The sequence below is a fragment of the Actinoallomurus sp. NPDC052308 genome, assembly GCF_040679195.1.
Lineage (GTDB): Bacteria > Actinomycetota > Actinomycetes > Streptosporangiales > Streptosporangiaceae > Actinoallomurus > Actinoallomurus liliacearum.
Window position 1 is genome coordinate 333,034 of the sequence record NZ_JBFAUM010000001.1, and the last position, 25,988, is coordinate 359,021.

The 25,988-nt window shown below is 68.2% G+C and carries 25 protein-coding genes; all 25 read left to right on the plus strand.

Annotated elements, in window-relative coordinates; genetic code table 11:
* The 25 genes from AB0L00_RS01775 (at window position 1) to rplE (ending at window position 25,987) form a co-directional block, all read left to right on the plus strand.
* Complete coding sequence (locus AB0L00_RS01775; RefSeq protein ID WP_364427007.1) at window positions 1–1,272, plus strand: MCE family protein; 1,272 nt, start codon at window positions 1–3, stop codon at window positions 1,270–1,272.
* Window positions 1,269–2,705: an MlaD family protein gene (locus AB0L00_RS01780; protein ID WP_364427010.1), complete on the plus strand. Its 1,437-nt coding sequence runs from the start codon at window positions 1,269–1,271 to the stop codon at window positions 2,703–2,705. The genes AB0L00_RS01775 and AB0L00_RS01780 overlap by 4 nt, the downstream gene beginning before the upstream one ends.
* Window positions 2,669–3,193, plus strand: a complete 525-nt coding sequence (locus AB0L00_RS01785) for a hypothetical protein (protein ID WP_345352678.1) — start codon at window positions 2,669–2,671, stop codon at window positions 3,191–3,193. The genes AB0L00_RS01780 and AB0L00_RS01785 overlap by 37 nt, the downstream gene beginning before the upstream one ends.
* Window positions 3,190–3,816, plus strand: a complete 627-nt coding sequence (locus tag AB0L00_RS01790) for a hypothetical protein (protein WP_364427013.1) — start codon at window positions 3,190–3,192, stop codon at window positions 3,814–3,816. The genes AB0L00_RS01785 and AB0L00_RS01790 overlap by 4 nt, the downstream gene beginning before the upstream one ends.
* Before the next feature lie 429 nt (window positions 3,817–4,245).
* Window positions 4,246–7,716: a DNA-directed RNA polymerase subunit beta gene (gene rpoB, locus AB0L00_RS01795; protein WP_345352684.1), complete on the plus strand. Its 3,471-nt coding sequence runs from the start codon at window positions 4,246–4,248 to the stop codon at window positions 7,714–7,716.
* A gap of 139 nt (window positions 7,717–7,855) precedes the next feature.
* Window positions 7,856–11,731: a DNA-directed RNA polymerase subunit beta' gene (locus AB0L00_RS01800; RefSeq protein ID WP_364427017.1), complete on the plus strand. Its 3,876-nt coding sequence runs from the start codon at window positions 7,856–7,858 to the stop codon at window positions 11,729–11,731.
* Between the two features lie 274 nt (window positions 11,732–12,005).
* Window positions 12,006–14,567: a hypothetical protein gene (locus tag AB0L00_RS01805; RefSeq protein ID WP_364427020.1), complete on the plus strand. Its 2,562-nt coding sequence runs from the start codon at window positions 12,006–12,008 to the stop codon at window positions 14,565–14,567.
* 456 nt (window positions 14,568–15,023) lie between these two features.
* On the plus strand, window positions 15,024–15,398 hold the full coding sequence (gene rpsL, locus AB0L00_RS01810; protein ID WP_019632621.1) for a 30S ribosomal protein S12: 375 nt from the start codon (window positions 15,024–15,026) through the stop codon (window positions 15,396–15,398).
* 1 nt (window position 15,399) lies between these two features.
* Window positions 15,400–15,870, plus strand: coding sequence for a 30S ribosomal protein S7 (gene rpsG, locus AB0L00_RS01815; RefSeq protein ID WP_360894386.1), 471 nt, complete (start codon window positions 15,400–15,402; stop codon window positions 15,868–15,870).
* Window positions 15,871–15,911: 41 nt separating this feature from the next.
* Window positions 15,912–18,023, plus strand: a complete 2,112-nt coding sequence (gene fusA / locus AB0L00_RS01820) for an elongation factor G (protein WP_345352694.1) — start codon at window positions 15,912–15,914, stop codon at window positions 18,021–18,023.
* 91 nt (window positions 18,024–18,114) lie between these two features.
* Entirely contained in the window at window positions 18,115–19,308 is a 1,194-nt protein-coding gene (gene tuf / locus AB0L00_RS01825) for an elongation factor Tu (RefSeq protein ID WP_345352697.1), read from the plus strand.
* A 102-nt stretch (window positions 19,309–19,410) separates the two neighbouring features.
* Window positions 19,411–19,719: a 30S ribosomal protein S10 gene (gene rpsJ / locus AB0L00_RS01830; RefSeq protein WP_141956729.1), complete on the plus strand. Its 309-nt coding sequence runs from the start codon at window positions 19,411–19,413 to the stop codon at window positions 19,717–19,719.
* Window positions 19,720–19,733: 14 nt separating this feature from the next.
* A complete protein-coding gene (gene rplC / locus AB0L00_RS01835; RefSeq protein ID WP_345352701.1) occupies window positions 19,734–20,381 on the plus strand; it encodes a 50S ribosomal protein L3 in 648 nt (215 codons plus the stop codon).
* A complete protein-coding gene (rplD, locus tag AB0L00_RS01840) occupies window positions 20,382–20,993 on the plus strand; it encodes a 50S ribosomal protein L4 (protein ID WP_364407279.1) in 612 nt (203 codons plus the stop codon).
* Window positions 20,990–21,289, plus strand: coding sequence for a 50S ribosomal protein L23 (rplW, locus tag AB0L00_RS01845; protein WP_252780425.1), 300 nt, complete (start codon window positions 20,990–20,992; stop codon window positions 21,287–21,289). Before rplD ends, rplW begins: the two co-directional genes overlap by 4 nt.
* A gap of 38 nt (window positions 21,290–21,327) precedes the next feature.
* A complete protein-coding gene (rplB, locus tag AB0L00_RS01850) occupies window positions 21,328–22,161 on the plus strand; it encodes a 50S ribosomal protein L2 (RefSeq protein ID WP_345352708.1) in 834 nt (277 codons plus the stop codon).
* A gap of 9 nt (window positions 22,162–22,170) precedes the next feature.
* Complete coding sequence (gene rpsS / locus AB0L00_RS01855; RefSeq protein WP_252780430.1) at window positions 22,171–22,452, plus strand: 30S ribosomal protein S19; 282 nt, start codon at window positions 22,171–22,173, stop codon at window positions 22,450–22,452.
* A gap of 29 nt (window positions 22,453–22,481) precedes the next feature.
* On the plus strand, window positions 22,482–22,862 hold the full coding sequence (gene rplV, locus AB0L00_RS01860; protein ID WP_364407276.1) for a 50S ribosomal protein L22: 381 nt from the start codon (window positions 22,482–22,484) through the stop codon (window positions 22,860–22,862).
* Window positions 22,862–23,713, plus strand: a complete 852-nt coding sequence (gene rpsC / locus AB0L00_RS01865; protein ID WP_345352715.1) for a 30S ribosomal protein S3 — start codon at window positions 22,862–22,864, stop codon at window positions 23,711–23,713. The genes rplV and rpsC overlap by 1 nt, the downstream gene beginning before the upstream one ends.
* A 7-nt stretch (window positions 23,714–23,720) precedes the next feature.
* Window positions 23,721–24,140 (plus strand): 50S ribosomal protein L16, encoded by a 420-nt coding sequence (gene rplP, locus AB0L00_RS01870; RefSeq protein ID WP_252780460.1) that lies wholly within the window; start codon window positions 23,721–23,723, stop codon window positions 24,138–24,140.
* Window positions 24,140–24,388, plus strand: coding sequence for a 50S ribosomal protein L29 (gene rpmC / locus AB0L00_RS01875; RefSeq protein WP_252780978.1), 249 nt, complete (start codon window positions 24,140–24,142; stop codon window positions 24,386–24,388). The genes rplP and rpmC overlap by 1 nt, the downstream gene beginning before the upstream one ends.
* Window positions 24,381–24,653 (plus strand): 30S ribosomal protein S17, encoded by a 273-nt coding sequence (rpsQ, locus tag AB0L00_RS01880; protein WP_345352726.1) that lies wholly within the window; start codon window positions 24,381–24,383, stop codon window positions 24,651–24,653. Before rpmC ends, rpsQ begins: the two co-directional genes overlap by 8 nt.
* 79 nt (window positions 24,654–24,732) lie before the next feature.
* Window positions 24,733–25,101 carry a 50S ribosomal protein L14 gene (gene rplN / locus AB0L00_RS01885; protein WP_252780494.1) on the plus strand — a complete coding sequence of 123 codons (369 nt, stop codon included), beginning with the start codon at window positions 24,733–24,735 and terminating at the stop codon, window positions 25,099–25,101.
* On the plus strand, window positions 25,101–25,415 hold the full coding sequence (gene rplX / locus AB0L00_RS01890) for a 50S ribosomal protein L24 (protein WP_345352729.1): 315 nt from the start codon (window positions 25,101–25,103) through the stop codon (window positions 25,413–25,415). Before rplN ends, rplX begins: the two co-directional genes overlap by 1 nt.
* Window positions 25,415–25,987: a 50S ribosomal protein L5 gene (gene rplE, locus AB0L00_RS01895; protein WP_364427026.1), complete on the plus strand. Its 573-nt coding sequence runs from the start codon at window positions 25,415–25,417 to the stop codon at window positions 25,985–25,987. The genes rplX and rplE overlap by 1 nt, the downstream gene beginning before the upstream one ends.
* Window position 25,988: the final 1 nt, after the last annotated feature.

Consider the following 25,988-nt stretch of genomic DNA (forward strand, 5'->3'; position numbering starts at 1 on the left):
ATGAGAGGTACGTACGAGGTGTCTCGATCGGAGCGGCCGGCGCGCGGCCGAGCGGCGCGGATCGTTGCGACGGCGCTCACGCTCACCGCCGCCGTCTCGGGCTGTACGTTCCGGGGCGTGTCGAACATGCCGCTGCCCGGCGGCATCGACACCGGCTCCGACGCGTACGACGTGAAGATCGTCTTTTCCAACGTCCTGGACCTGGTGCCGCAGTCGCAGTGCCGCGTCAACGACGTCCCGGTCGGCCGGATCACCAGGATCCGCCTGGTGAACTGGAACGCCGAGGTCACCTGCCGGCTGCGGCGCTCGGCCGACCTGCCGGCCAACGCCGTCGCCACGATCTCCCAGACCAGCCTCCTCGGTGAGAAGTTCGTGGCGCTGTCCGCGCCGCAGGGACAGACGCCCCAGGGGAGGCTGACGCAGGGCGCGGAGATCCCCCTCGACCGCACCACCCGCGACACCGAGGTCGAGGAGGTGCTGTCGGCGATGTCCATGCTGGTCACCGGCGGCGGCCTCGAGCAGATCTCCACGATCAACCACGAGTTGAACGCCGCGATGCAGGGCCGCACCACGCAGATGCGCGACCTCCTGGACCGCGTCAACGTCTTCGTCGGCACCCTAGACCGGCAGAAGGCGCAGATCGTCACCACGATCGAGAAGGTCGACCGGCTCGCCGCCACGCTCGCCCGGCACAACCAGACGATCGCCGACACGATCGACAGCACGGGCCCCGCGGTGAAGATCCTCGCCGCGCAGCGGCAGGACCTCACCAAGCTCCTGGTCAACATGGACCGGCTCGGCACCGTGGCGACCCGGGTGATCAACCGGTCGCACGACGACACGGTCGCCAACCTCAAGGACCTGCAGACGGTGCTGCAGAACACCGACAAGGCCAGCAACGTCATACCGAAGATCCTGGGCGGCCTGTTCACGTTCCCGTTCCCGCAGACGGTCTCCCAGGCGCTCAAGGGCGACTACGGCAACCTGTTCGCCACCCTGGACCTCGACGTCGGGAACATCGCGCACAACTTCCTGACCGGGACCGCGCTGGAAGGGGCCGCGAAGAGCGCTGAGAAGCTCCAGGCGTCCCTGCCGGCCCCGCACACGAGCATTCCGGACAACCCGCTGGGCGTCCTCCCAGAGGGCGGCTCAAGCGCCGGTACGGGTCAGAGCGGCTCGCAGCAGGGCGGCGGCATCCTGCCACCCCTCGGAATGGGCGGCGGTGCCCCGGGTGACGACCTGGGCGCCCTGCTGAGCGGAGGCACCGCATGATCATCAAGCGCGGCGTCAAGATCCAGCTGACGATCTTCGCGATCATCACGGTCCTGACCATGGCCTACACGCTGGTCAACATCATCGGGATCGGCCAGACCGTCCTGGACCTGCGGTACCGCGTCTACGTCGACATGTCCGACTCCGGCGGCATCTTCTCGAACGCCGAGGTGACCTACCGCGGCGTCACGGTCGGCCGGGTCGGGCCGCTGCGCCTGACCAAGGACGGCGTCCGCGTCGAACTGCGGATCAACCACGACCGCAAGGTGCCCGCCAACGGCGTCCAGGCCTACGTGCTCAACCGCTCGGGCGTCGGCGAGCAGTACATCGACCTGCGCCCCGCCGGGAACGGCCCGTCGCTGAAGAACGGCGACGTCATCCCGCGCGACCACACCCACCTGCCGGTGCAGACATACGAGCTGCTGCACAACATCGACGCCCTCGTGCGCACCGTGAACCCCAAGGACCTCGGAACGGTCATCGACGAGCTCGACAAGGGCCTGTCGGGCGAGGGCCCGGACCTGCAGTCGCTGCTCGATTCCAACAAGAAGATCCTGGCCGCGCTGAACGACACCTACCCCGAGACGATCGCGCTGCTCAACAACGGGCGCACGGTGCTGGACACACAGGTCGACGAGGGGTCGGTGTTCCGGGAGTTCTCCCACAACCTCGCGTCGCTGACCGCCGAGCTGAAGCGCGACGACCCCGACGTCCGCAAGTTCCTGAACACCACGCCGGGCGCGCTGGACCAGGGCCAGGACCTGCTCGACCGCCTCGAGCCGACCCTGCCCACGCTCCTGGCCAACGGCTCGGTCATCGGGTCGGTGCTGACCTCGCGCACCGACCAGCTCCGGACCATGCTGATCACCTACCCGCTCATCGTCGGCGGCGCGTTCAGCGTCACCCCCGGCGACGGCACGGTGCACTTCGGCCTCGAGCTCAACTTCAACCGGCCGCCCGTCTGCACCGAGGGCTACAAGGGCACGACCATCCGCTACCCGCAGGACACCCGTCCGGCGACCATCAACGCCAAGGCCTCCTGCAAGGCGCCCAAGAACGCCGCCACCGCCGTACGCGGGTCCCGCAACGCGCCACCGCCCGGGCCGTATCCCAAGCTGCCCGCGGGCGCGACGTCGGGGGCCGGCTTCCCGTACGAGACCTCGACCGGCACCGGCTCGAGCGGCGGCGGGGACGCCGCGAAGCAGGCGTCGGCGAGCGGGCGGTCGGCGGCGACCGGCGGCTCGCCGACGGGGGACTCCGGCTCCGGACAGACGGCCTCCTCGGGGCTGCAGACGCTGTTCGTCAGCGGCTACGATCCCCGGACCCGCGTTTACGTGGGGCCCGACGGTAAGCAGTACCGCCTGGGCAAGGTCAGTCAACTGACGGGAGACGCTTCATGGCAGACGCTTCTGCTGAGCCCGATCGTCGGCTGAGCGGCCGTCGCCTGGGGGTGACCCTCGCGCTGCTCGGAGTCGTCCTCCTCGCCCTCCTGGTGCCGGTGGGCTACCTCGCCGACAAGACGTACGCCGCCGACACCCGCAGGGCCGACATCGCGTCGGTGCAGACCGTCGCCCGCCGGGTCGTCACGAACTTCTACTCGATCGGCTACCAGAACTTCGACCAGGACGCCCAGCGGGTCTACGCCGACATGTCCGACAAGTTCAAGGCGCAGGCGGTCCAGCAGCTCGGCACGACCTGGAAGCAGACCGTCGTGAACAACAAGCTGATCTCCAGCGCCGCGGTGTCCGCCTCGGGAGTGATAGACATCCAGTCCAAGTCGGCCGAGGTCATGGTCACCGTCCGCAGGACCGCGCAGTCCGCCCAGGTCACGACGCCCGCCTCGACGTGGCAGAGCGCCCAGGTGCAGCTGACCAAGATCGGTGGTCACTGGCGGGTCTCCGGGATGGGAGGGCTGCAGTGACCGCGCTCACCAGGCGCAAGGGCGTGCCGGCCGAGGACTCCGCCGAGGAGACGGCGGCGGAGCGTACGGCGCGGCGGTCGCCGGCCACGGCCCCACTGGCCATCCTGGTCTGCGCCGTGCTCGTCGTGGCCGTCGGCTGCCTGGACCTGTGGTACCGGATGGGCCAGGACGAGGCGGTCCAGCACGCGCGTGAGGACGGCCTGGCCGCCGCGCAGTCCGCCGCCAAGGACCTGCTGTCGTACAACCACCAGACGCTGGACTACGACCTGAAGAAGGCGGAGTCCGAGATGACGCCGGCGATGGCGAAGTCCTACGCCGAGTACTGGAAGATCTTCCGGACGTCCGTGGAGAAGAGCCAGACCCAGGCGCTGACCCAGATCCAGGTGGCGTCGGTGACGCAGGCGACCGCCGGCCGGGTCGAGGTGCTCCTCTTCGTGAAGATGATCTCGGTCAACGCCGCGCACAAGGAGCCCCAGGTCGACACGTCGTGGCCGCGCCTGCAGATGAAGAAGGTCGGCAAGAAGTGGCTCATCGACGGCCCGCGGATGACCACTCCGCCGCCGGCCTCCTCCGGTGCCACCCCGACGCCGACGCCGACCCCCTCCGCGTCCAAGAAACGCTGATCGTTTCCCGCCTCGCGATCGCCTCCGCGTCCGAGAAGCGGTGATCGTTTCGCGCCCCGCGGCACCGTCCGATCCGAAGAGATTTCGAAGGACGTGACGCCGCCCCGTGCCGGGGCGGCGCGCCGACCTGCGCGAGGACGGCCAGGGGCCCGCTTCCCCGTAAACTATGGGCTTCCTCACGCTGGTCGATCGGGCGGAATGTCCATGTCTAGTCTTGACGTGGGGCCGCTGACGAGCGATGCTGCGGAGCAACTGTGATGCATACCGTGGCTCTGCGCTCGACAGCGGTGTGGCGTTCGGCTACACTGCCCCTTTGCGCTGCCCTCTGACAATCCACACATCGACACCCCCGTTTCGGCGGGGTCTATCGGCGTGGATCGTCTGGCGTGCGCGTCGTCAGTCCGCCGCGAGCCCTCGGAAGGACCACTCTTGGCAGCCTCGCGCAACGCCTCGACTACCGCAACCGGTCCGAACCGCGTTTCTTTCGCGCGTATCAAGGAGCCTCTGGAAGTTCCGGACCTCCTCGCGCTGCAGACCGAGTCCTTTGACTGGTTGCTCGGTAACGAGAGGTGGAAGGCCCGGGTCACTGCGGCCCAGCAGGCCGGTCGTAAGGATGTCCCGACCCAGTCGGGACTTGAGGAGATCTTCGAAGAGATCAGTCCGATCGAAGACTTCTCCGGCACCATGTCCCTCTCGTTCCGTGATCACCGGTTCGAGCCGCCGAAGTACTCCGTCGAGGAGTGCAAAGACAAGGACATGACCTTCTCCGCCCCGATGTTCGTGACGGCGGAGTTCATCAACAACTCCACGGGGGAGATCAAGAGCCAGACGGTGTTCATGGGTGACTTCCCGCTCATGACGCCGCGCGGCACCTTCATCATCAACGGCACCGAGCGTGTCGTCGTCTCGCAGCTCGTCCGCTCGTCCGGCGTCTACTTCGACCGGGCCCTGGACAAGACGTCCGACAAGGACCTCTTCGGCTGCAAGGTGATCCCCTCCCGGGGTGCATGGCTCGAGTTCGAAGTCGACAAGCGTGACAACGTCGGCGTCCGGATCGACCGCAAGCGCAAGCAGAGCGTCACCGTTCTGCTCAAGGCGCTCGGCTGGGACGACGCCCGCATCCTTGAGCGCTGGGGCGACTACGAGTCGATGCGGATCACCCTGGAGAAGGACCACACCACCGGGCAGGACGACGCCCTGCTCGACATCTACCGCAAGCTGCGTCCGGGCGAGCCTCCGACGAAGGAGTCCGCGCAGACGCTGCTCGAGAACCTCTACTTCAACCCGAAGCGCTACGACCTGGCGAAGGTCGGCCGCTACAAGGTCAACAAGAAGCTCGGCCTCGACCTGGACCTGACCCAGGGCACCCTGACCGAGGACGACATCGTCACCACCATCGACTACCTCGTCCGGCTGCACGCCGGCGAGGAGGAGATGACGGGCCCGGCGGGCCACGCGATCCCCGTCGAGACCGACGACATCGACCACTTCGGCAACCGTCGTATCCGCTCGGTCGGCGAGCTGATCCAGAACCAGGTCCGCCTGGGCCTGGCCCGCATGGAGCGCGTCGTCCGCGAGCGGATGACCACGCAGGACGTCGAGGCGATCACGCCGCAGACCTTGATCAACATCCGCCCGGTCGTGGCGTCGATCAAGGAGTTCTTCGGCACCTCGCAGCTGTCGCAGTTCATGGACCAGACCAACCCGCTGGCGGGTCTGACGCACAAGCGGCGTCTGAACGCGCTGGGTCCCGGTGGTCTGTCCCGTGAGCGGGCGGGCATGGAGGTCCGTGACGTCCACCCGTCGCACTACGGCCGCATGTGCCCGATCGAGACGCCGGAAGGCCCGAACATCGGCCTGATCGGTTCGCTGAGCTCGTACGGCCGGGTCAACTCCTTCGGCTTCATCGAGACGCCGTACCGCAAGGTCGTCGACGGCCGGGTCACCGAGCAGATCGACTACCTCACCGCGGACGAGGAGGACCGGCACGTCGTCGCCCAGGCGAACACGCCGCTCCAGGACGACGGCACCTTCGTGGAGAACCGCGTCCTCGTCCGCCGGAAGGGCGGCGAGGTCGAGTTCATCCCGCCGTCCGAGGTCGACTACATGGACGTCTCGCCGCGCCAGATGGTGTCGGTCGCGACGGCCATGATCCCGTTCCTCGAGCACGACGACGCGAACCGCGCGCTCATGGGCTCCAACATGCAGCGCCAGTCCGTCCCGCTGCTGCGCAGCGAGGCGCCGCTGGTCGGCACCGGCATGGAGTACCGCGCGGCGACCGACGCCGGTGACGTCATCACGGCCGAGAAGGCCGGTGTCGTCGAGGAGGTCTCCGCCGACTACATCACCGTGATGAACGACGACGGCACGCGCACCACCTACCGTGTCGCCAAGTTCAAGCGGTCGAACCAGGGCACCTGCTTCAACCAGAAGCCCATCGTCGACGAGGGCCAGCGGGTCGAGGTCGGCACCGTCGTCGCCGACGGTCCGTGCACGGACAACGGTGAGATGGCGCTCGGCAAGAACCTCCTGGTGGCGTTCATGCCGTGGGAGGGCCACAACTACGAAGACGCGATCATCCTCTCCCAGCGTCTGGTGCAGGACGACGTCCTGTCCTCGATCCACATCGAGGAGCACGAGGTCGACGCCCGTGACACCAAGCTGGGCCCGGAGGAGATCACCCGGGACATCCCGAACGTCTCCGAAGAGGTCCTGTCCGACCTGGACGAGCGCGGCATCATCCGCATCGGCGCCGAGGTCACCACGGGCGACATCCTGGTCGGCAAGGTCACGCCCAAGGGCGAGACCGAGCTGACCCCGGAGGAGCGCCTGCTGCGCGCCATCTTCGGCGAGAAGGCCCGTGAGGTCCGCGACACCTCCCTGAAGGTGCCGCACGGCGAAGAGGGCAAGGTCATCGGGGTCCGCGTGTTCAGCCGGGAAGAGGGCGACGAGCTCCCGCCGGGCGTGAACGAGCTGGTCCGGGTGTACGTCGCCCAGAAGCGCAAGATCACCGATGGTGACAAGCTCGCCGGCCGTCACGGCAACAAGGGCGTCATCTCCAAGGTGCTGCCGGTCGAGGACATGCCGTTCCTGGAGGACGGCACCCCGGTCGACATCGTCCTCAACCCGCTCGGCGTGCCGGGCCGGATGAACGTCGGCCAGGTCCTGGAGACCCACCTCGGGTGGGTCGCCAGCCGGGGCTGGAAGGTCGACGGGGACGACGCCGAGTGGAAGCGCCAGCTGAAGGCCATCGGAGCCGACGCCGCCGACGCGGGGACCAACGTCGCCACTCCGGTGTTCGACGGTGCCCGCGAGGAGGAGATCACCGAGCTGCTCGACAGCACCCTGCCGAACCGCGATGGCCAGCGCATGGTCCAGAAGACCGGTAAGGCGCGGATGTTCGACGGGCGGACCGGTGAGCCCTTCAAGGACCCGATCGCGGTCGGTTACATCTATATTCTGAAGCTGCTCCACCTGGTCGACGACAAGATCCACGCGCGTTCGACCGGCCCGTACTCCATGATCACCCAGCAGCCGCTCGGCGGTAAGGCCCAGTTCGGTGGCCAGCGCTTCGGTGAGATGGAGGTCTGGGCGCTGGAGGCGTACGGCGCCGCCTACGCCCTCCAGGAGCTGCTCACCATCAAGTCCGACGACGTCCTCGGCCGCGTGAAGGTGTACGAGGCCATCGTCAAGGGCGAGAACATCCCTGAGCCGGGCATCCCTGAGTCCTTCAAGGTGCTGATCAAGGAGATGCAGTCGCTGTGCCTGAACGTCGAGGTGCTCTCCAGCGACGGCATGTCCATCGAGATGCGTGACACCGACGAGGACGTCTTCCGCGCCGCGGAAGAGCTCGGCATCGACCTGTCCCGGCGTGAGCCGAGCAGCGTCGAAGAGGTCTGAGGAACGGGGAGCCGACGAGTGAACGACGTGGGCGGCGGCACGGGCGCGCGACAGCGCCCGGCCGCCCGCCCGCCGAGTGAGCGAGAAGGCGTTTCGGACCTCGGAATCGGCAAACGACAACAGGGGACTGGTTAAGAAAGTGCTCGACGTCAACTTCTTCGACGAGCTGCGGATCGGCCTGGCCACGGCTGACGACATCCGGCAGTGGTCGCACGGCGAGGTCAAGAAGCCGGAGACGATCAACTACCGGACTCTCAAGCCGGAGAAGGACGGGCTCTTCTGCGAGAAGATCTTCGGTCCGACCCGGGACTGGGAGTGCTACTGCGGTAAGTACAAGCGCGTCCGGTTCAAGGGCATCATCTGTGAGCGCTGCGGCGTCGAGGTCACTCGCGCCAAGGTGCGGCGTGAGCGGATGGGCCACATCGAGCTGGCCGCGCCCGTCACGCACATCTGGTACTTCAAGGGCGTGCCGAGCCGGCTGGGCTACCTGCTGGACCTGGCGCCCAAGGACCTCGAAAAGATCATTTACTTCGCGGCCTACATGATCACGCATGTCGACGCTGAGCTGCGTGAGCGCGACCTGCCGTCGCTGGAGGCCAAGATCTCCGTCGAGCGGCAGCAGCTCGAGCAGCGCCGCGACGCCGACATCGAGGCCCGGCAGAAGAAGCTCGAGACCGACCTGGCCGAGCTCGAGGCCGCCGGGGCGAAGGGTGACCAGCGCCGCAAGGTCCGTGAGGGCGCCGAGCGGGAGATGAAGCAGCTCCGCGACCGGGCGCAGCGCGAGCTCGACCGGCTCGACGAGGTCTGGAGCCGCTTCCGCAACCTCAAGGTCCAGGACCTCGAGGGCGACGAGCTGCTCTACCGCGAGATGCGCGACCGCTTCGGCCGTTACTTCGAGGGCGGCATGGGCGCCGCGGCCATCCAGAAGCGCCTGGAGAACTTCGACCTCGACGCCGAGTCCGAGCGGCTGCGGGAGACCATCCGCAGCGGCAAGGGCCAGAAGAAGGCCCGCGCCCTCAAGCGCCTCAAGGTCGTCTCCGCCTTCCTCAACACCCGCAACAGCCCGCGGGGCATGGTGCTCGACTGCATCCCGGTCATCCCGCCGGACCTGCGCCCGATGGTGCAGCTCGACGGTGGCCGGTTCGCCACGAGCGACCTCAACGACCTGTACCGCAGGGTCATCAACCGGAACAACCGGCTGAAGAGGCTGCTCGACCTCGGCGCGCCCGAGATCATCGTCAACAACGAGAAGCGGATGCTGCAGGAGGCCGTCGACGCGCTGTTCGACAACGGCCGCCGCGGCCGGCCCGTCACCGGGCCGGGCAACCGTCCGCTCAAGTCGCTGTCCGACATGCTCAAGGGCAAGCAGGGCCGCTTCCGGCAGAACCTCCTCGGTAAGCGCGTCGACTACTCCGGTCGTTCGGTGATCGTCGTCGGCCCGCAGCTGCGGCTGCACCAGTGCGGTCTGCCCAAGCAGATGGCGCTGGAGCTGTTCAAGCCGTTCGTGATGAAGCGGCTGGTCGACCTCAACCACGCGCAGAACATCAAGAGCGCCAAGCGCATGGTCGAGCGGGCCCGCCCGGCCGTGTGGGACGTGCTCGAAGAGGTCATCACCGAGCACCCGGTGCTGCTCAACCGGGCGCCGACGCTGCACCGCCTGGGCATCCAGGCCTTCGAGCCGCAGCTGGTCGAGGGCAAGGCCATCCAGATCCACCCGCTCGTCTGCACCGCGTTCAACGCGGACTTCGACGGTGACCAGATGGCCGTGCACCTGCCGCTGTCGGCCGAGGCTCAGGCCGAGGCGCGCATCCTGATGCTCTCGACCAACAACATCCTCAAGCCGTCGGACGGCAAGCCGGTCACCATGCCGACCCAGGACATGGTCATCGGTCTGTTCTGGCTGACCACGGAGAAGGAGGGCGCCGACGGCGAAGGCCGCGCGTTCGCCAGCCTCTCCGAGGCGATCATGGCCTACGACCGGGGCGACCTGCACATCCAGGCCAAGATCAACATCCGGCTCAAGGACATCCCGCCGCCGCGCGGCTGGACGGCTCCGGAGGGCTGGGAGGCCGGTCAGCCGATCCGCCTCGAGACGACGCTCGGCCGGGCGCTGTTCAACGAGGCGCTGCCGCCGGACTTCCCGTTCGTCAACTACGAGGTCGGCAAGAAGCAGCTGTCGGCGATCGTCAACGAGCTGGCCGAGACCTACCCGAAGGTCGATGTCGCGAACGCGCTGGACGCGCTGAAGGACACCGGCTTCCGGTGGGCGACCCGCTCCGGCGTGACCATCGCGATCGACGACGTCATCGCTCCGCCGAACAAGGCGGACATCATGGCCACCTACGAGCGCCGGGCCGACAAGGTCCAGCGCGAGTACGACCGCGGTCTGATCACCGACGACGAGCGCCGTCAGGAGCTCATCGAGATCTGGACCCACGCCACGGCCGACGTCGCCAAGGACATGGAGGCGGCCTTCCCCGCCACCAACCCGATCTGGATGATGATCAACTCCGGTGCGCGCGGTAACCCGCTGCAGCTCCGGCAGATCGCCGGTATGCGTGGTCTGGTCTCCAACCCGAAGGGTGAGACCATCCCGCGTCCGATCAAGTCGTCCTTCCGTGAGGGCCTGTCCGTGGTCGAGTACTTCATCGCCACGCACGGCGCCCGAAAGGGTCTGGCCGACACCGCCCTGCGTACCGCCGACTCGGGTTACCTGACCCGTCGTCTGGTGGACGTCGCGCAGGACGTGATCGTTCGCGAGGACGACTGCGGCACCGACCGTACGATCAAGTTCCCGATCGCGACCAAGAACGCGGACGGCAGCCTCACCAAGGTCCCGAACTCCGAGAACAGCCTCGTCGGCCGCAACATCGCCGAGGACGTCGTGGTGGACGGCACCGTCCTGTTCCCGGGCGGCACGGACCTCAACGACGTGGTGCTCGACCGCCTCATCGAGGCGGGCCTCGACGAGGTGCGCACCCGCAGCGCGCTGGTCTGCGAGTCCAAGATCGGTGTCTGCGCGATGTGCTACGGCCGTTCGCTGGCCACCGGCAAGCTCGTGGACGTCGGCGAGGCGGTCGGCATCATCGCCGCCCAGTCGATCGGCGAGCCCGGCACCCAGCTGACCATGCGGACCTTCCACACCGGTGGTGTGGCCGGTCAGGACATCACGCACGGTCTGCCCCGTGTCACGGAGCTGTTCGAGGCGCGCGTCCCCAAGGGCGTCGCCCCGATCAGCGAGGTGGCCGGCCGGGTCCGGATCGACGAGACCGAGAAGACCCGCAAGATCGTGGTCATCCCGGACGACGGTGGCGAGGAGATCGCCTACCCGGTGCCGATGCGGTCGCGGCTGAGGGTCAAGGACGGCGACCACGTCGACGTCGGCCAGCAGCTCATCGCGGGTGCCATCAACCCGCACGAGGTGCTGCGCATCCTCGGCCCGCGCGCGGTCCAGCTGCACCTGGTCGACCAGGTGCAGGAGGTCTACCGGTCGCAGGGTGTGTCGATCCACGACAAGCACATCGAGATCATCGTTCGGCAGATGCTGAAGCGGGTCCAGGTGCTGGAGTCCGGTGACACCGACATGCTGCCCGGCGTCGAGCTGGTCGAGCGGCCGAAGTTCGAGGAGCTCAACCGCGCCGTCGTGGCCGAGGGCGGTCAGCCCGCGGTCGGCCGGCCGCAGCTCATGGGCATCACGAAGGCGTCGCTGGCCACCGAGTCCTGGCTGTCGGCGGCCTCCTTCCAGGAGACGACGCGGGTCCTCACGGACGCGGCGATCCACGCCAAGTCCGACCCGCTGGTCGGCCTGAAGGAGAACGTCATCATCGGAAAGCTCATCCCGGCCGGTACCGGCATGCCGCAGTACCGCAACATCCGGGTCGAGCCGACCGAGGAGGCCAAGGCCGCGGTGTACTCCGTCGGGTCCTACGACGAGGGCGCCGAGTACGCCTTCGGCCAGGGTTCCGGCGAGGCCGTGCCGCTGGAGGAGTACGACTTCGGTCAGTACAACCGGTAGTCACAACGGGTGGACCACCACCAGGCAGGGGCCGCCTCCGGATCTTCCGGGGGCGGCCTTTCGCCGTTTCGTCACGAGCGTGTGGGACGGCGGTGATTTGCGGTCATGCCGGTGACCAGGCACTCTGGTTCGGTGAACCAGCGGAGGACGCCTCGACCGGTGGCCGCCGGACAGACCGGGAGGGCGTGATGCGACACCCGCTCCCTAGTGCTGTCACCGGGCCGGTCCCCCCGAGGCGAGCCGCCCGCGGAGACGGCGCTGAAGGAGTCCGACGATGACCGAGCAGAACGGCGGCCAGGGATCCCACTGGCCCCCGCCTGAGCAGCAAGGATCATCCGAGCCGCCCGGCGCCGACCAGGGCGCCGCCGCGGATGGTCAGGAGCAGCCGAAGGATCCGACGCCGCAGGGCCCCTCGGACGACGTCCTCGAGTCGGGCCGTACGGTCATGTTCGGCGCCCCGCGCCGCCCCGTGACTCCGCCCGCGTCCGAGGAGAAGCCCGACGAGCCCGGCTCCGGCGAGGCCGGCACGGGCTCCGGCTCTGGTTCCGGTGAGCAGGCCCCGTCGCCCTACGGCGCGCCCGGACAGCCGGGGACGTACCCCACGCCGGGTGCGCCGCCCGCGTACGGCACGCCCGGAGCTCCGCCGCCTCCGCCGCCGTACGGCCAGCAGCCCTACGGCCAACCGGGCACGCCGCCGTCCTACGGCCAGCCCGGCTACGGCCAGTCTCCGTACGGCACGCCGGGCGAGCAGCCCGCGCCGTACGGCCAGCCGCCGTACGGGCAGCAGCCCCCCACCGGGCAGCCGCCGTACGGCGGGCGCCCCGACGAGCAGCCGTCGTACGGCCAGTACGGCGCGCCGCCCCCCTATGGGCAGCAGCAGCCCTACGGCCAGGCGCCGTACGGTCAGCCGGGGGCGCCGTCGCAGTACGGCCAGCAGCCCTATGGCCGACCGGACGAGCAGCCGCAGTCTCCCTACGGCCAGCCCGGTACGCCGTACGCCCAGCCGGGCCAGCAGCCCGGCTCACCGTACGGCCAGTCCCCGGATCAGCCGGGTCCGCCGTACGGGCAGCCGGGCGAGCAGTCCGCTTCGCCGTACGGGCGGCCCGGCGAGCAGCCGGGTTCGCCGTACGCGCAGCCTGGGCAGCCGTCTGCGCCGTCCTACGGGCAGCCGGCGGGTTCGCCCTCCTCTGGCCAGGCCGGTGAGCAGGGCGACCGGCAGCAGCCGTCTCAGGGCGAGCAGGCGCCGTACGGCCAGCCGGGGTCCGCCCAGCAGCCCTACGGTGAGCACTTCGGATTCCCCCCGAGTTCGCCGCCCTTCGGTGAGCAGGGCGGGAGCGCGAGCTCCGGCCTCTCGTTCCCCGACCAGGGGAGCGCGGGGTCGGCCGCGGAGGAGGACGCCGCCGAGCGCACCACGTACGAACCGCGGCCGGAGTCGACCAGCGAACGTCCCGCGCCGTCCGCCGAGGGCGGATTCGGCGTGCCGGCGACGACGGCGTTCCGCCCAGAGGGGGAGAGCGGCACCGGCACCGGCGAGTACCAGCCGCCTTCCTCTTTCGGGGCGACCGCACCGAGCTCCGGCACCGACACCGCACAGCCGCCGTCCACGATGCTGGACCACCCGCTCGAGACGGGTTCGTCCGGCGGCGAGCAGTCATCGCGGACCGGCGATCTGCCGGCCTTCGGCGCCCCGGGGGGCGACGCTTCGTCGTTCGGAACGCCGGGCGGTGAGGCTCCGTCGTTCGGCGCGCCCTCTTCGGACGAGTCGGCGTCCGGCGGATCGCAGTCGGCGGACGACCGGGACGATGACGAGAAGGACGGCGTGGAGCGCACGATTCTGGTGCCGCCCCCGGAGGCCGGTTTCGCGAGCCAGAGCCGGGCCGAGGAAGAGCCGCCGTCGTACGGCTCCGACCAGCCCGCCGCCGGCGCGTCCAACGTGGACGGCATCAGCACCACGGCCTTCGCCCTGCCCTCGTCCCCGGCCCCGACCGGCGACTCCGGCCCGTACCCCACGCCCTCCGGCGGGGACTCGGGTTCGTACGCCGCGCCGTCGACCGGAGACTCGGGCCCGTACGCGGCACCGTCGACTGGAGACTCGGGTCCGTACGCGGCACCGTCGACCGGGGACTCCGTGCCGTACGCGACGCCGTCGAGCGGGGACTCGGGTCCGTACGCGGCGCCGGCCGGCGGGGAGCCGGGCGGGCAGCCCTGGGCGTCACCGTCGAGTTCGCCGGCCTCCGCCGGGGAGCAGGGCGGCGGTTCGGAGTCCTCCGCCCCCCCGGGATTCGGGCAGCCGCAGGGCTTCCCGCCGCCGGGTTACGGCCAGCCCGCCTACGGTCAGCAGCCGGGTTACGGTCAGCAGGGCTACGGGCAGCAGCAGGCGGGCCAGCAGGGCAGCGGCTCTCAGGCCTACGGCGAGCAGGCAGGCACCGGCCAGCAGGCTCAGGGCCAGGGCCAGCAGCCGTACGGTCAGCAGGGCTATGGCCAGCAGGCCTATGGCCAGCAGCAGGGTTACGGCCAGCAGGGTTACGGTCAGCAGCAGGCGGGCCAGCAGGGCTACGGTCAGCAGCAGGCGGGCCAGCAGCCCGGTCAGCAGGGTTACGGACAGCAGGCCTATGGCCAGCAGCAGGGCTATGGCCAGCAGGGTTACGGTCAGCAGCAGCAGCCGTCGCCGTACGGTGGCCAGCAGCCCTTCGGGCAGGAGGGCGGCTTCCCCGGTTACGACCAGGCGTCGTCGTCCTCGTCCGGCGACGATTCGAAGCGCAAGCTCTATCTCGCCCTGGGCATCGGCACCGTGGTGCTGGTGATCCTGATCATCGTGCTCTTCATGTCCCTGTGACGCCGGGAGCGCGAGGGCGCCTCTTTCATCGCGCGGACGGGTAGGACAGAATGCCGACGGGAACATCCGTCGGCATTCTGGCGTTCTCCGCGTGAACGTCCCCCGGCGATTTTCGGCGTGGCGGGACTTGTTTTGACCTCATGCTCGGGTGTTAGGTAGTCTCTCCCTTCGTGCCCGCAGGTTCGCGGGTTCATCGTGCGCGCACGGTCTCGGCGGCTACCCCCGTGGTGGTCGGTCCGATCGGCGTGCGGTACGGATCCGACTCCCCCCGAGTTCGTCCGGCCCGGCACGGGCAGGCGACGAAGTGGCAGGCGCGACACGCCCGACCACGGGGGTGGGGGACGAGGGGAAAACTGCAGGTCCTGGCCGCGTAAGTGGTTCGTGACCTGGAGCCGTGCGAGAGCGCGGCAACCAAACGAAGACTTACCGGCTCGGTACGAGGAAGACGGAGACGCGGTGCCCACGATCCAGCAGCTGGTCCGTAAGGGCCGGCAGGACAAGGTGACCAAGAACAAGACCCCGGCGCTCAAGGGGAGCCCGCAGCGCCGTGGCGTCTGCACGCGCGTCTACACGACGACGCCCAAGAAGCCCAACTCTGCGCTTCGCAAGGTCGCCCGTGTCCGGCTGACGAGTGGGATCGAGGTCACGGCCTACATCCCCGGTGTCGGACACAACCTGCAGGAGCACTCGATCGTGCTCGTGCGCGGTGGCCGTGTGAAGGACCTCCCCGGTGTTCGGTACAAGATCATCCGGGGGTCGCTCGACACCCAGGGTGTCCGAAACCGGAAGCAGGCGCGCAGCCGCTACGGCGCGAAGAAGGAGAAGAGCTGACATGCCTCGCAAGGGTCCCGCAGGCAAGCGCCAGCTGATCGCTGACCCGGTGTTCAACTCACCGCTGGTCACCTCGCTGGTCAACAAGGTCCTGCTCGACGGTAAGCGGTCGATCGCGCAGAGCATCGTGTACGACGCACTCGAGGGTTGCCGCGAGAAGACCGGCAATGACCCGGTCGTCACGCTGAAGCGCGCGCTCGACAACGTGAAGCCGACCCTCGAGGTCCGCAGCCGGCGCGTCGGCGGTGCCACCTACCAGGTGCCGGTCGAGGTGCGCCCGGCTCGCAGCACGACGCTGGCGCTGCGCTGGCTGGTGCTGTACGCCCGGCAGCGCCGCGAGAAGACCATGACCGAGCGGCTGATGAACGAGCTGCTCGACGCGAGCAACGGCCTCGGCGCGAGTGTGAAGAAGCGCGAGGACACCCACAAGATGGCGGAGTCCAACAAGGCCTTCGCGCATTACCGCTGGTAATCCCCAGCATCTAGTCGTACGAGACAACGAGGACGCGAGAAGTGGCTACTCAGACCGGCGTAGACCTGGCCAAGGTCCGGAACATCGGGATCATGGCCCACATCGACGCGGGCAAGACCACCACCACCGAGCGGATCCTGTACTACACCGGCGTCAACTACAAGATCGGTGAAGTCCATGAGGGCGCGGCCACCATGGACTGGATGGAGCAGGAGCAGGAGCGCGGCATCACGATCACGTCCGCCGCGACGACCTGTCACTGGACGGTCGACGACGTCGATCACACCATCAACATCATCGACACGCCGGGTCACGTGGACTTCACCGTCGAGGTGGAGCGTTCGCTGCGCGTCCTCGACGGTGCCGTCGCGGTGTTCGACGGTGTCGCCGGTGTGGAGCCGCAGTCGGAGACGGTCTGGCGGCAGGCCGACCGCTACAACGTGCCGCGGATCTGCTTCGTCAACAAGCTCGACCGCGTCGGCGCGGAGTTCCACCGCTGCGTCGACATGATCGTGGACCGCCTGCACGCCACGCCGCTGGTGCTGCAGATCCCGATCGGCGCCGAGGCCGACTTCAAGGGTGTCGTGGACCTGGTCCGCATGAAGGCCCTGGTGTGGAGCGCCGAGGCCGCCAAGGGCGAGATGTACGACGTCGTGGACATCCCGGAGTCGCACGCCGACGCCGCCCGTGAGTGGCACGACAAGCTGGTCGAGACGCTGGCCGAGGCGGACGACGAGATCATGGAGCTGTACCTCGAGGGCCACGAGCCCACGACGGACCAGCTGATCCCGGCCATCCGCCGCGCCACGATCGCCGGCAACCTCACCCCGGTCACCTGCGGCACCGCGTTCAAGAACAAGGGCGTCCAGCCCCTGCTCGACGCGATCGTCAACTACCTCCCGTCGCCGCTCGACGTCGAGGCCATCAAGGGCCACGACGTGCGCGACGAGGAGAAGGAGATCGAGCGCAAGCCGAGTGAGGACGAGCCGTTCGCGGCGCTGGCGTTCAAGATCATGAGCGACCCGCACCTCGGCAAGCTGACCTTCATCCGGGTCTACTCCGGCGTGCTGGAGTCCGGCTCCTCGGTCCTGAACAGCGTGAAGGACCGCAAGGAGCGCATCGGCAAGATCTACCGCATGCACGCGAACAAGCGTGAGGAGATCGAGCGCGTGGGCGCCGGCGACATCGTCGCGGTGATGGGTCTCAAGCAGACCACCACCGGCGAGACGCTGAGCGACGACAAGAACCCTGTGGTTCTGGAGTCGATGAACTTCCCGGCGCCGGTCATCAACGTCGCGATCGAGCCGAAGACGAAGGCCGACCAGCAGAAGCTGGGCACCGCGATCCAGCGGCTCGCCGAGGAGGACCCGTCCTTCCAGGTGCGGACCGACGAGGAGACCGGCCAGACCATCATCTCCGGCATGGGCGAGCTGCACCTCGAGGTGCTGGTCGACCGCATGAAGCGCGAGTTCAAGGTCGAGGCCAACGTCGGCCGGCCGCAGGTCGCCTACCGCGAGACGATCCGTCGCAAGGTGGAGAAGGTCGAGTACACCCACAAGAAGCAGACGGGTGGCTCGGGCCAGTTCGGTCGCGTGATCATCGACCTGGAGCCCATCGGCGGCGGTAGCGACGGCTACGAGTTCGAGAACAAGGTCACCGGTGGCCGCATCCCGCGGGAGTACATCCCGTCGGTGGACGCGGGTTGCCAGGAGGCGGCCGAGTTCGGCGTGCTCGCGGGCTACCCGATCGTGGGCGTCAAGGTGACGCTGCAGGACGGTGCCTACCACGACGTCGACTCTTCGGAGCTGGCGTTCAAGATCGCCGGATCCATGGCGTTCAAGGAGGCGGCCCGCAAGGCCGACCCCGCGCTGCTGGAGCCGATGATGGCCGTCGAGGTGACCACGCCCGAGGACTACATGGGTGACGTCATCGGCGACCTGAACGGCCGGCGCGGTCAGATCCAGGAGATGGGCGAGCGCTCCGGCGTCCGCGTCATCAAGTCGATCGTTCCGCTGTCGGAGATGTTCGGCTACGTGGGTGACCTGCGCAGCAAGACCCAGGGCCGGGCCGTGTTCACCATGCAGTTCGACTCCTACGCCGAGGTTCCGGGGAACGTCGCGCAGGAGATCATCGCCAAGGCTCGGGGCGAGTAACCGCACCGTGCCGCGTCGCGGCGCACACAAGACCAACCACTGAAGCAATGCGGTCGTTCAGACGGCCGAGGATCGCAGCAAGGAGACACCGGTGGCCAAGGCCAAGTTCGAGCGGACGAAGCCGCACGTAAACATCGGCACCATTGGACACATCGACCACGGTAAGACCACGCTTACCGCGGCGATTACCAAGGTGCTCCATGACAAGCACCCCGACCTCAACCCCTTCACGCCGTTCGAGGACATCGACAAGGCGCCGGAGGAGCGCGAGCGGGGCATCACGATCTCGATCGCTCACGTCGAGTACCAGACGGAGAAGCGTCACTACGCTCACGTCGACTGCCCGGGTCACGCCGACTACATCAAGAACATGATCACCGGCGCTGCCCAGATGGACGGCGCGATCCTGGTGGTGGCGGCGACCGACGGCCCGATGCCGCAGACCAAGGAGCACGTGCTCCTGGCCCGCCAGGTCGGCGTTCCGTACATCGTCGTGGCCCTCAACAAGGCCGACATGGTCGACGACGAGGAGATCCTCGAGCTCGTCGAGCTGGAGGTCCGTGAGCTGCTGTCCGAGTACGAGTTCCCGGGCGACGACGTTCCGGTCGTGCGCGTCTCGGCGCTCAAGGCGCTCGAGGGCGACGCCGAGTGGGGCGCGAAGATCGCCGAGCTCATGGACGCCTGCGACGAGAACATCCCGGAGCCGGTCCGTGAGACGGACAAGCCGTTCCTGATGCCGATCGAGGACGTCTTCTCGATCACCGGTCGCGGCACCGTCGTCACCGGCCGCATCGAGCGTGGCGTCGTCCACGTCAACGAGACCGTCGACATCATCGGCATCAAGGAGACCGCGACCACCACCACGGTCACGGGCGTCGAGATGTTCCGCAAGCTGCTCGACGAGGGCCAGGCCGGTGACAACGTCGGTCTGCTCCTGCGCGGTATCAAGCGCGAGGACGTCGAGCGCGGTCAGTGTGTCATCAAGCCGGGCACCAACACCCCGCACACCGAGTTCGAGGCGCAGGTCTACATCCTGTCCAAGGACGAGGGTGGCCGCCACACGCCGTTCTTCAACAACTACCGTCCGCAGTTCTACTTCCGGACCACGGACGTGACCGGCGTCGTGCACCTGCCCGAGGGCACCGAGATGGTCATGCCGGGCGACAACACCGAGATGCGCGTCGAGCTCATCCAGCCGATCGCGATGGAGGAAGGCCTCCGCTTCGCGATCCGCGAGGGCGGCCGCACCGTCGGCGCCGGCCGAGTGACCAAGATCATCAAGTAGTAACCCCGTGTGGCGGCGGCCGGGCTCGCCAGCAGAGCCCGGCCGCCGCACCACGATGAGAAGACCCAGCGGCACTAGGAAGTAAAGGACACCGAGGCCACCATGGCGGGACAGAAGATCCGCATCCGGCTCAAGGCCTACGACCACGAGGTCATCGACACTTCGGCGCGCAAGATCGTCGAGACGGTGACGCGCACGGGCGCGAAGGTCGCCGGCCCGGTGCCGCTGCCGACCGAGAAGAACGTGTACTGCGTCATCCGCTCGCCGCACAAGTACAAGGACAGCCGCGAGCACTTTGAGATGCGCACGCACAAGCGTTTGATCGACATCATCGATCCGACGCCCAAGACGGTCGACTCGCTCATGCGGCTCGACCTGCCGGCCGGCGTCGACATCGAGATCAAGCTCTAAGGACGCATCGAGAGATGAGTAAGCAGAGAAAGGGCGTCCTGGGCGAGAAGCTCGGCATGACCCAGGTTTTCGACGATGAGGGCCGCATTGTGCCGGTAACCGTCGTCCAGGCCGGGCCGTGCGTCGTCACCCGGGTCCGCACCCCCGAGAGCGACGGCTACTCCGCCGTCCAGCTCGGCTACGGGCAGATCGACCCGCGCAAGGTGAACAAGCCCCTCACCGGGCACTTCGAGAAGGCCGGCGTCACGCCGCGCCGTCACCTCGTCGAGCTGCGCACCGACGACGCCACCGAGTACGAGCTCGGCCAGGAAGTCACCGTTGAGGCCTTCGAGGCCGGCCAGCGGATCGACGTCACCGGCCGCAGCAAGGGCAAGGGCACCGCGGGTGTCATGAAGCGTCACGGCTTCAAGGGCCTCGGCGCCTCGCACGGTACCCAGCGCAAGCACCGTTCGCCGGGTTCGATCGGCGGCTGCGCGACCCCGGGTCGCGTGTTCAAGGGCCTGCGCATGGCCGGTCGGCACGGCAACGCCCGCATCACCGTCCAGAACCTCACCGTGCACGCCATCGACACCGAGAAGAACCTGCTGCTGATCAAGGGCGCGGTTCCCGGTCCGAACGGCGGCCTCGTCCTGGTTCGCACCGCCGCGAAGGGGGCGAAGTAAGTGAGCAAGCTGGACGTCGAACTGGCCCCGGAGATCTTCGAGGCCAAGGTCAACGTGCCGCTGATCCACCAGGTGGTCGTGGCGCAGCTGGCCGCGGCACGCCAGGGCACGCACAAGACCAAGACCCGCGGTGAGGTCTCCGGCGGCGGCAAGAAGCCGTACCGGCAGAAGGGCACCGGCCGCGCCCGTCAGGGCTCCACCCGTGCGCCGCAGTTCGCCGGCGGTGGCACCGTCCACGGCCCGCAGCCGCGCTCGTACGAGCAGAAGACGCCGAAGAAGATGAAGGCGGCCGCACTGCGCGGCGCGCTGTCGGACCGCGCTCGGTACGGCCGCGTGCACGTGGTGTCGAACCTGCTCGAGGGTGACACGCCGAAGACCAAGACGGCGCTCGCCGCGCTGCGCGAGATCACTCCGGCGGACAAGGTCCTCCTGGTGCTCGACCGCGAGGACGAGCTCACCTGGAAGAGCCTGCGCAACGTCCCCGAGATCCACGTGATCGTCGAGGACCAGCTGAACACCTACGACGTGCTCTGCAACGACGACGTGGTGTTCACCGAGGCCGCGTACCAGGCCTTCGTGGGCCGTGTGAGCGGGAAGGAGAGCGCGCAGTGAAGATCGCCGACCCGCGCGACATCCTCATCGCGCCCGTGATCTCTGAGAAGAGCTACGGGCTGCTCGATGAGAACAAGTACACGTTCGAGGTCCGCACCGACGCCAACAAGACCCAGATCCGGCAGGCCGTCGAGGCCGTCTTCGGGGTCAAGGTGACGGGCGTGAACACCATCAACCGGCAGGGCAAGCGCAAGCGCACCCGGTTCGGTTACGGCAAGCGCAAGGACACCAAGCGGGCCATCGTGAGCCTGGCCGACGGTGAGCGGATCGACATCTTCGGCGGCCCGGTCTCCTGACCGGGATCGCTGAAGCAGACAAGGGATGAACGAAAAAGATGGGCATCCGTAAGTACAAGCCGACGACGCCCGGGCGTCGCGGTTCGAGCGTGGCCGACTTCGTCGAGGTCACCCGGACCGAGCCCGAGAAGTCGCTGGTGCGTCCGCTCCCGAAGAAGGGCGGCCGTAACGCACACGGCCGCATCACCACCCGGCATCAGGGTGGCGGCCACAAGCGGGCCTACCGCGTCATCGACTTCCGGCGCGCCGACAAGGACGGCGTCCCGGCGAAGGTCGCGCACATCGAGTACGACCCGAACCGCACCGCGCGGATCGCGCTGCTGCACTACGCCGACGGGGAGAAGCGCTACATCCTCTGCCCGACCGGCGTGAAGCAGGGCGACGCGATCGAGAACGGTCCGGGCGCCGACATCAAGCCGGGCAACTGCCTGCCGCTGCGCAACATCCCGACCGGTACGGTCGTGCACGCCATCGAGCTGCGGCCGGGCGGCGGCGCCAAGCTGGCCCGGTCGGCCGGCTCCGGCGCGCAGCTGCTCGCCAAGGAGGGCAAGTACGCCACGCTGCGCATGCCCTCCGGTGAGATGCGCATGGTCGACGTTCGCTGCCGCGCCACCGTCGGTGAGGTCGGCAACTCCGAGCAGTCGAACATCAACTGGGGTAAGGCCGGCCGTATGCGGTGGAAGGGCAAGCGCCCGACCGTCCGCGGTGTCGCGATGAACCCGATCGACCACCCGCACGGTGGTGGTGAGGGCAAGACCTCCGGTGGTCGCCACCCGTCGAGCCCCTGGGGCAAGCCCGAGGGCCGCACCCGCAAGGCGAACAAGCCGTCCGATCGGCTCATCGTCCGTCGTCGTAGCAAGAAGAAGCGGTAGGAGCCCACCATGCCACGTAGCCTTAAGAAGGGCCCTTTCGTGGACGACCACCTCATGAAGAAGGTGGACGTGCAGAACGAGAAGGGCACCAAGAACGTCATCAAGACGTGGTCGCGGCGCTCCATGATCGTGCCCGACATGCTCGGTCACACGATCGCCGTGCACGACGGTCGCAAGCATGTTCCGGTGTTCGTCACCGAGGCCATGATCGGTCACAAGCTCGGGGAGTTCGCCCCGACGCGGACGTTCAAGGGCCACATCAAGGAAGACCGTCGCAGCCGACGCGGCTGACCGGAAGTACTGAGAGCGAGGAAACAGCGATGGAAGCCAGGGCCCAGGCGCGGTACGCCCGCGTCACGCCCAGAAAGGCCCGCCGCGTGGTGGACCTCATCCGTGGCCTGCCGGCCGCGGAGGCTCAGGCGGTGCTGCGGTTCGCCCCTCAGGCTGCGAGCGAGCCGGTGTACAAGGTGCTCTCGAGCGCCATCGCCAACGCCGAGCACAACAACCAGCTCGAGGTCGACACGCTCTGGGTGAGCCGCGCGTGGGTCGACGAGGGACCGACGCTGAAGCGTTTCCGCCCGCGGTCGATGGGGCGTGCGTACCGCATCAACAAGCGGACGAGCCACATCACGGTCGTGGTCGAGTCGCGGTCCGAGGGCGAGAAGTCCAACGGCCGTAAGAAGACGAGGAGGACCCGCTAGTGGGGCAGAAGATCAACCCGCACGGGTTCCGGTTGGGCATCACCACCGACTTCAAGAGCCGGTGGTACGCCGACAAGCTGTACAAGGACTACGTCAAGGAAGACGTGGCGATCCGCCGGATGCTGACCCGCGGCATGGACCGCGCCGGCATCTCCAAGGTCGAGATCGAGCGCACCCGTGACCGCGTCCGCGTCGACATTCACACCGCCCGTCCCGGCATCGTCATCGGTCGCCGTGGCGCGGAGGCCGACCGCATCCGCGGCGACCTCGAGAAGCTGACCGGCAAGCAGGTCCAGCTGAACATTCTCGAGGTGAAGAACCCTGAGGTCGACGCGCAGCTCGTCGCCCAGGGCGTCGCCGAGCAGCTGTCCAGCCGGGTCGCGTTCCGCCGTGCGATGCGCAAGGCCATCCAGAGCGCCATGAAGAGCGGCGCCAAGGGCATCAAGGTCCAGTGCGGCGGCCGCCTCGGCGGCGCCGAGATGTCGCGCTCGGAGTTCTACCGCGAGGGCCAGGTGCCCCTGCACACGCTCCGCGCCGACATCGACTACGGCTTCTACGAGGCCCGCACCACCTTCGGCCGGATCGGCGTGAAGGTCTGGATCTACAAGGGCGAGGCTCCGACGAGCCGCGCCGAGCGCGAGGCGCAGCAGGCCAAGGAGCGGGCCGCCGGTGGCGGCGGCCGGCGCGAGCGGCCGCAGCGTCGTGGTGGCGGCGGCGGCGGTGGCCGGCGCGGCGAGCGCGGTGGCGACCGCGGTGGCCGGCAGCAGCAGGCCGCGAGCGCGCCCAGCGGCGCCGAGCAGCAGCAGTCGAACGAGGCGGCCACGCCGTCCAGCACGGGTGAGGGGAGCTGAGTAACCAATGCTGATCCCGCGCAGGGTCAAGCACCGCAAGCAGCACCACCCGAAGCGGCGTGGGATGGCCAAGGGCGGCACGAAGGTCACCTTCGGTGAGTACGGCATCCAGGCCGTCGAGGGCGCCTACGTGACCAACCGGCAGATCGAGGCCGCTCGTATCGCCATGACCCGGCACATCAAGCGTGGCGGAAAGGTGTGGATCAACATCTACCCCGACCGTCCGCTGACCAAGAAGCCGGCCGAGACCCGGATGGGTTCCGGTAAGGGCTCGCCGGAGTGGTGGATCGCCAACGTCAAGCCCGGCCGCGTGATGTTCGAGCTGGCCGGCGTCCCGGAGCCGCTCGCTCGCGAGGCGCTGCGCCGCGCGATGCACAAGCTCCCGATGAAGTGCAAGTTCGTGAAGCGTGAAGTGGGTGAGGCGTGATGGCCAAGGGCCTTACCGCTGACGATCTGCGGACCCAGCCCGAGGCTGAGCTCGTCACCAAGCTCAAGGAGGCGAAGGAGGAGCTGTTCAACCTCCGCTTCCAGGCGGCGACGGGCCAGCTCGAGACTCACGGACGGCTTCGGGAAGTGAAGCGGGAGATCGCCCGCATCTACACCGTGATGCGGGAGCGTGAGCTCGGCATCGTCGAGTTCGCCGAGGAGCCCGTGGAGGAGTCCACCGATGAGTGAGCAGAACACCGAGACGCGGAACTACCGCAAGATCCGTGAGGGTCTCGTGGTCAGCGACAAGATGGACAAGACCGTCGTCGTCGCCGTCGAGGACCGCGTCAAGCACCCGCTGTACGGCAAGATCATCCGCCGTACCACGAAGTACAAGGCGCACGACGAGGGCAACGCCTGTGGCGTGGGCGACCGGGTTCGTCTCATGGAGACCCGGCCGATGTCCGCCACCAAGCGGTGGCGCGTCGTGGAGATCCTTGAGAAGGCCAAGTAACTGGCAGTCGCCGCCGAGCGACTGAGGATCGAATCCGCCAGGCTCACAACGAGAACCGGCGTGAAATACAGGAGTTGACGTGATCCAGCAGGAGTCGCGACTCAAGGTCGCCGACAACACGGGTGCCAAGGAGATTCTGTGCATCCGCGTTCTCGGCGGCTCGGGTCGGCGCTATGCGGGCATCGGTGACATCATCGTCGCCACCGTGAAGGACGCCCTTCCCGGTGCCGGCGTCAAGAAGGGTGATGTCGTTAAGGCCGTCGTCGTGCGCACCCGCAAGGAGCGGGGCCGTCCCGACGGCTCCTACATCCGCTTCGACGAGAACGCGGCCGTTCTGATCAAGGACGGTGGCGACCCTCGGGGCACGCGTATCTTCGGCCCGGTCGGTCGGGAGCTGCGCGAGAAGCGGTTCATGCGCATCATCTCGCTGGCGCCGGAGGTGCTCTGATGAAGATCAAGAAGGGCGACGAGGTCGTCGTCATCGCCGGCAAGGACAAGGGCGCGACCGGGAAGGTCATCTCGGCCGACCCCAAGCGTGAGCGCGTGGTCGTCGAGGGCGTGAACATGGTGAAGCGCCACTCCAAGGAGACGAACCAGGGCCCGCGCGGCGCCAAGGAGGGCGGGGTCGTCACCGCGGAGGGGCCGATCCACGTCAGCAACGTGATGCTGCTGGAGAACGGCAAGCGCACTCGCGTCGGCTACAGCATCAACGAAGACGGCACGAAGGTCCGCGTCTCGCGCCGTACCGGTAAGGAAATCTGATGACCGCCGACACGACTACGCAAACCCCGCAGCCGCGGCTCAAGCTGCGCTACCGCGAGGAGATCGCGCAGAAGCTGCAGGACGAGTTCGGCTACGCGAACGTCATGCAGATCCCGGGCGTGACCAAGGTCAAGGTCAACATGGGCGTCGGCGACGCCGCCCGCGACTCGAAGCTCATCGAGGGCGCGGTGCGCGACCTGACGACCATCACCGGCCAGAAGCCTGCCGTGGCGCGGGCGAAGAAGTCCATCGCGCAGTTCAAGCTGCGCGAGGGCATGCCGATCGGCGCGCACGTGACGCTGCGCGGCGACCGCATGTGGGAGTTCCTCGACCGCCTGCTGTCCCTGGCGCTGCCCCGGATCCGTGACTTCCGCGGCCTGTCGCCGAAGCACTTCGACGGCAACGGGAACTACACGTTCGGGCTCACCGAGCAGGTGATGTTCCACGAGATCGACCCGGACAAGGTCGACCGCCAGCGCGGCATGGACATCACGATCGTGACGACCGCGACGACCGACGACGAGGGCCGGGCGCTCCTGCGGCACCTGGGCTTCCCGTTCAAGGAGAACTGAG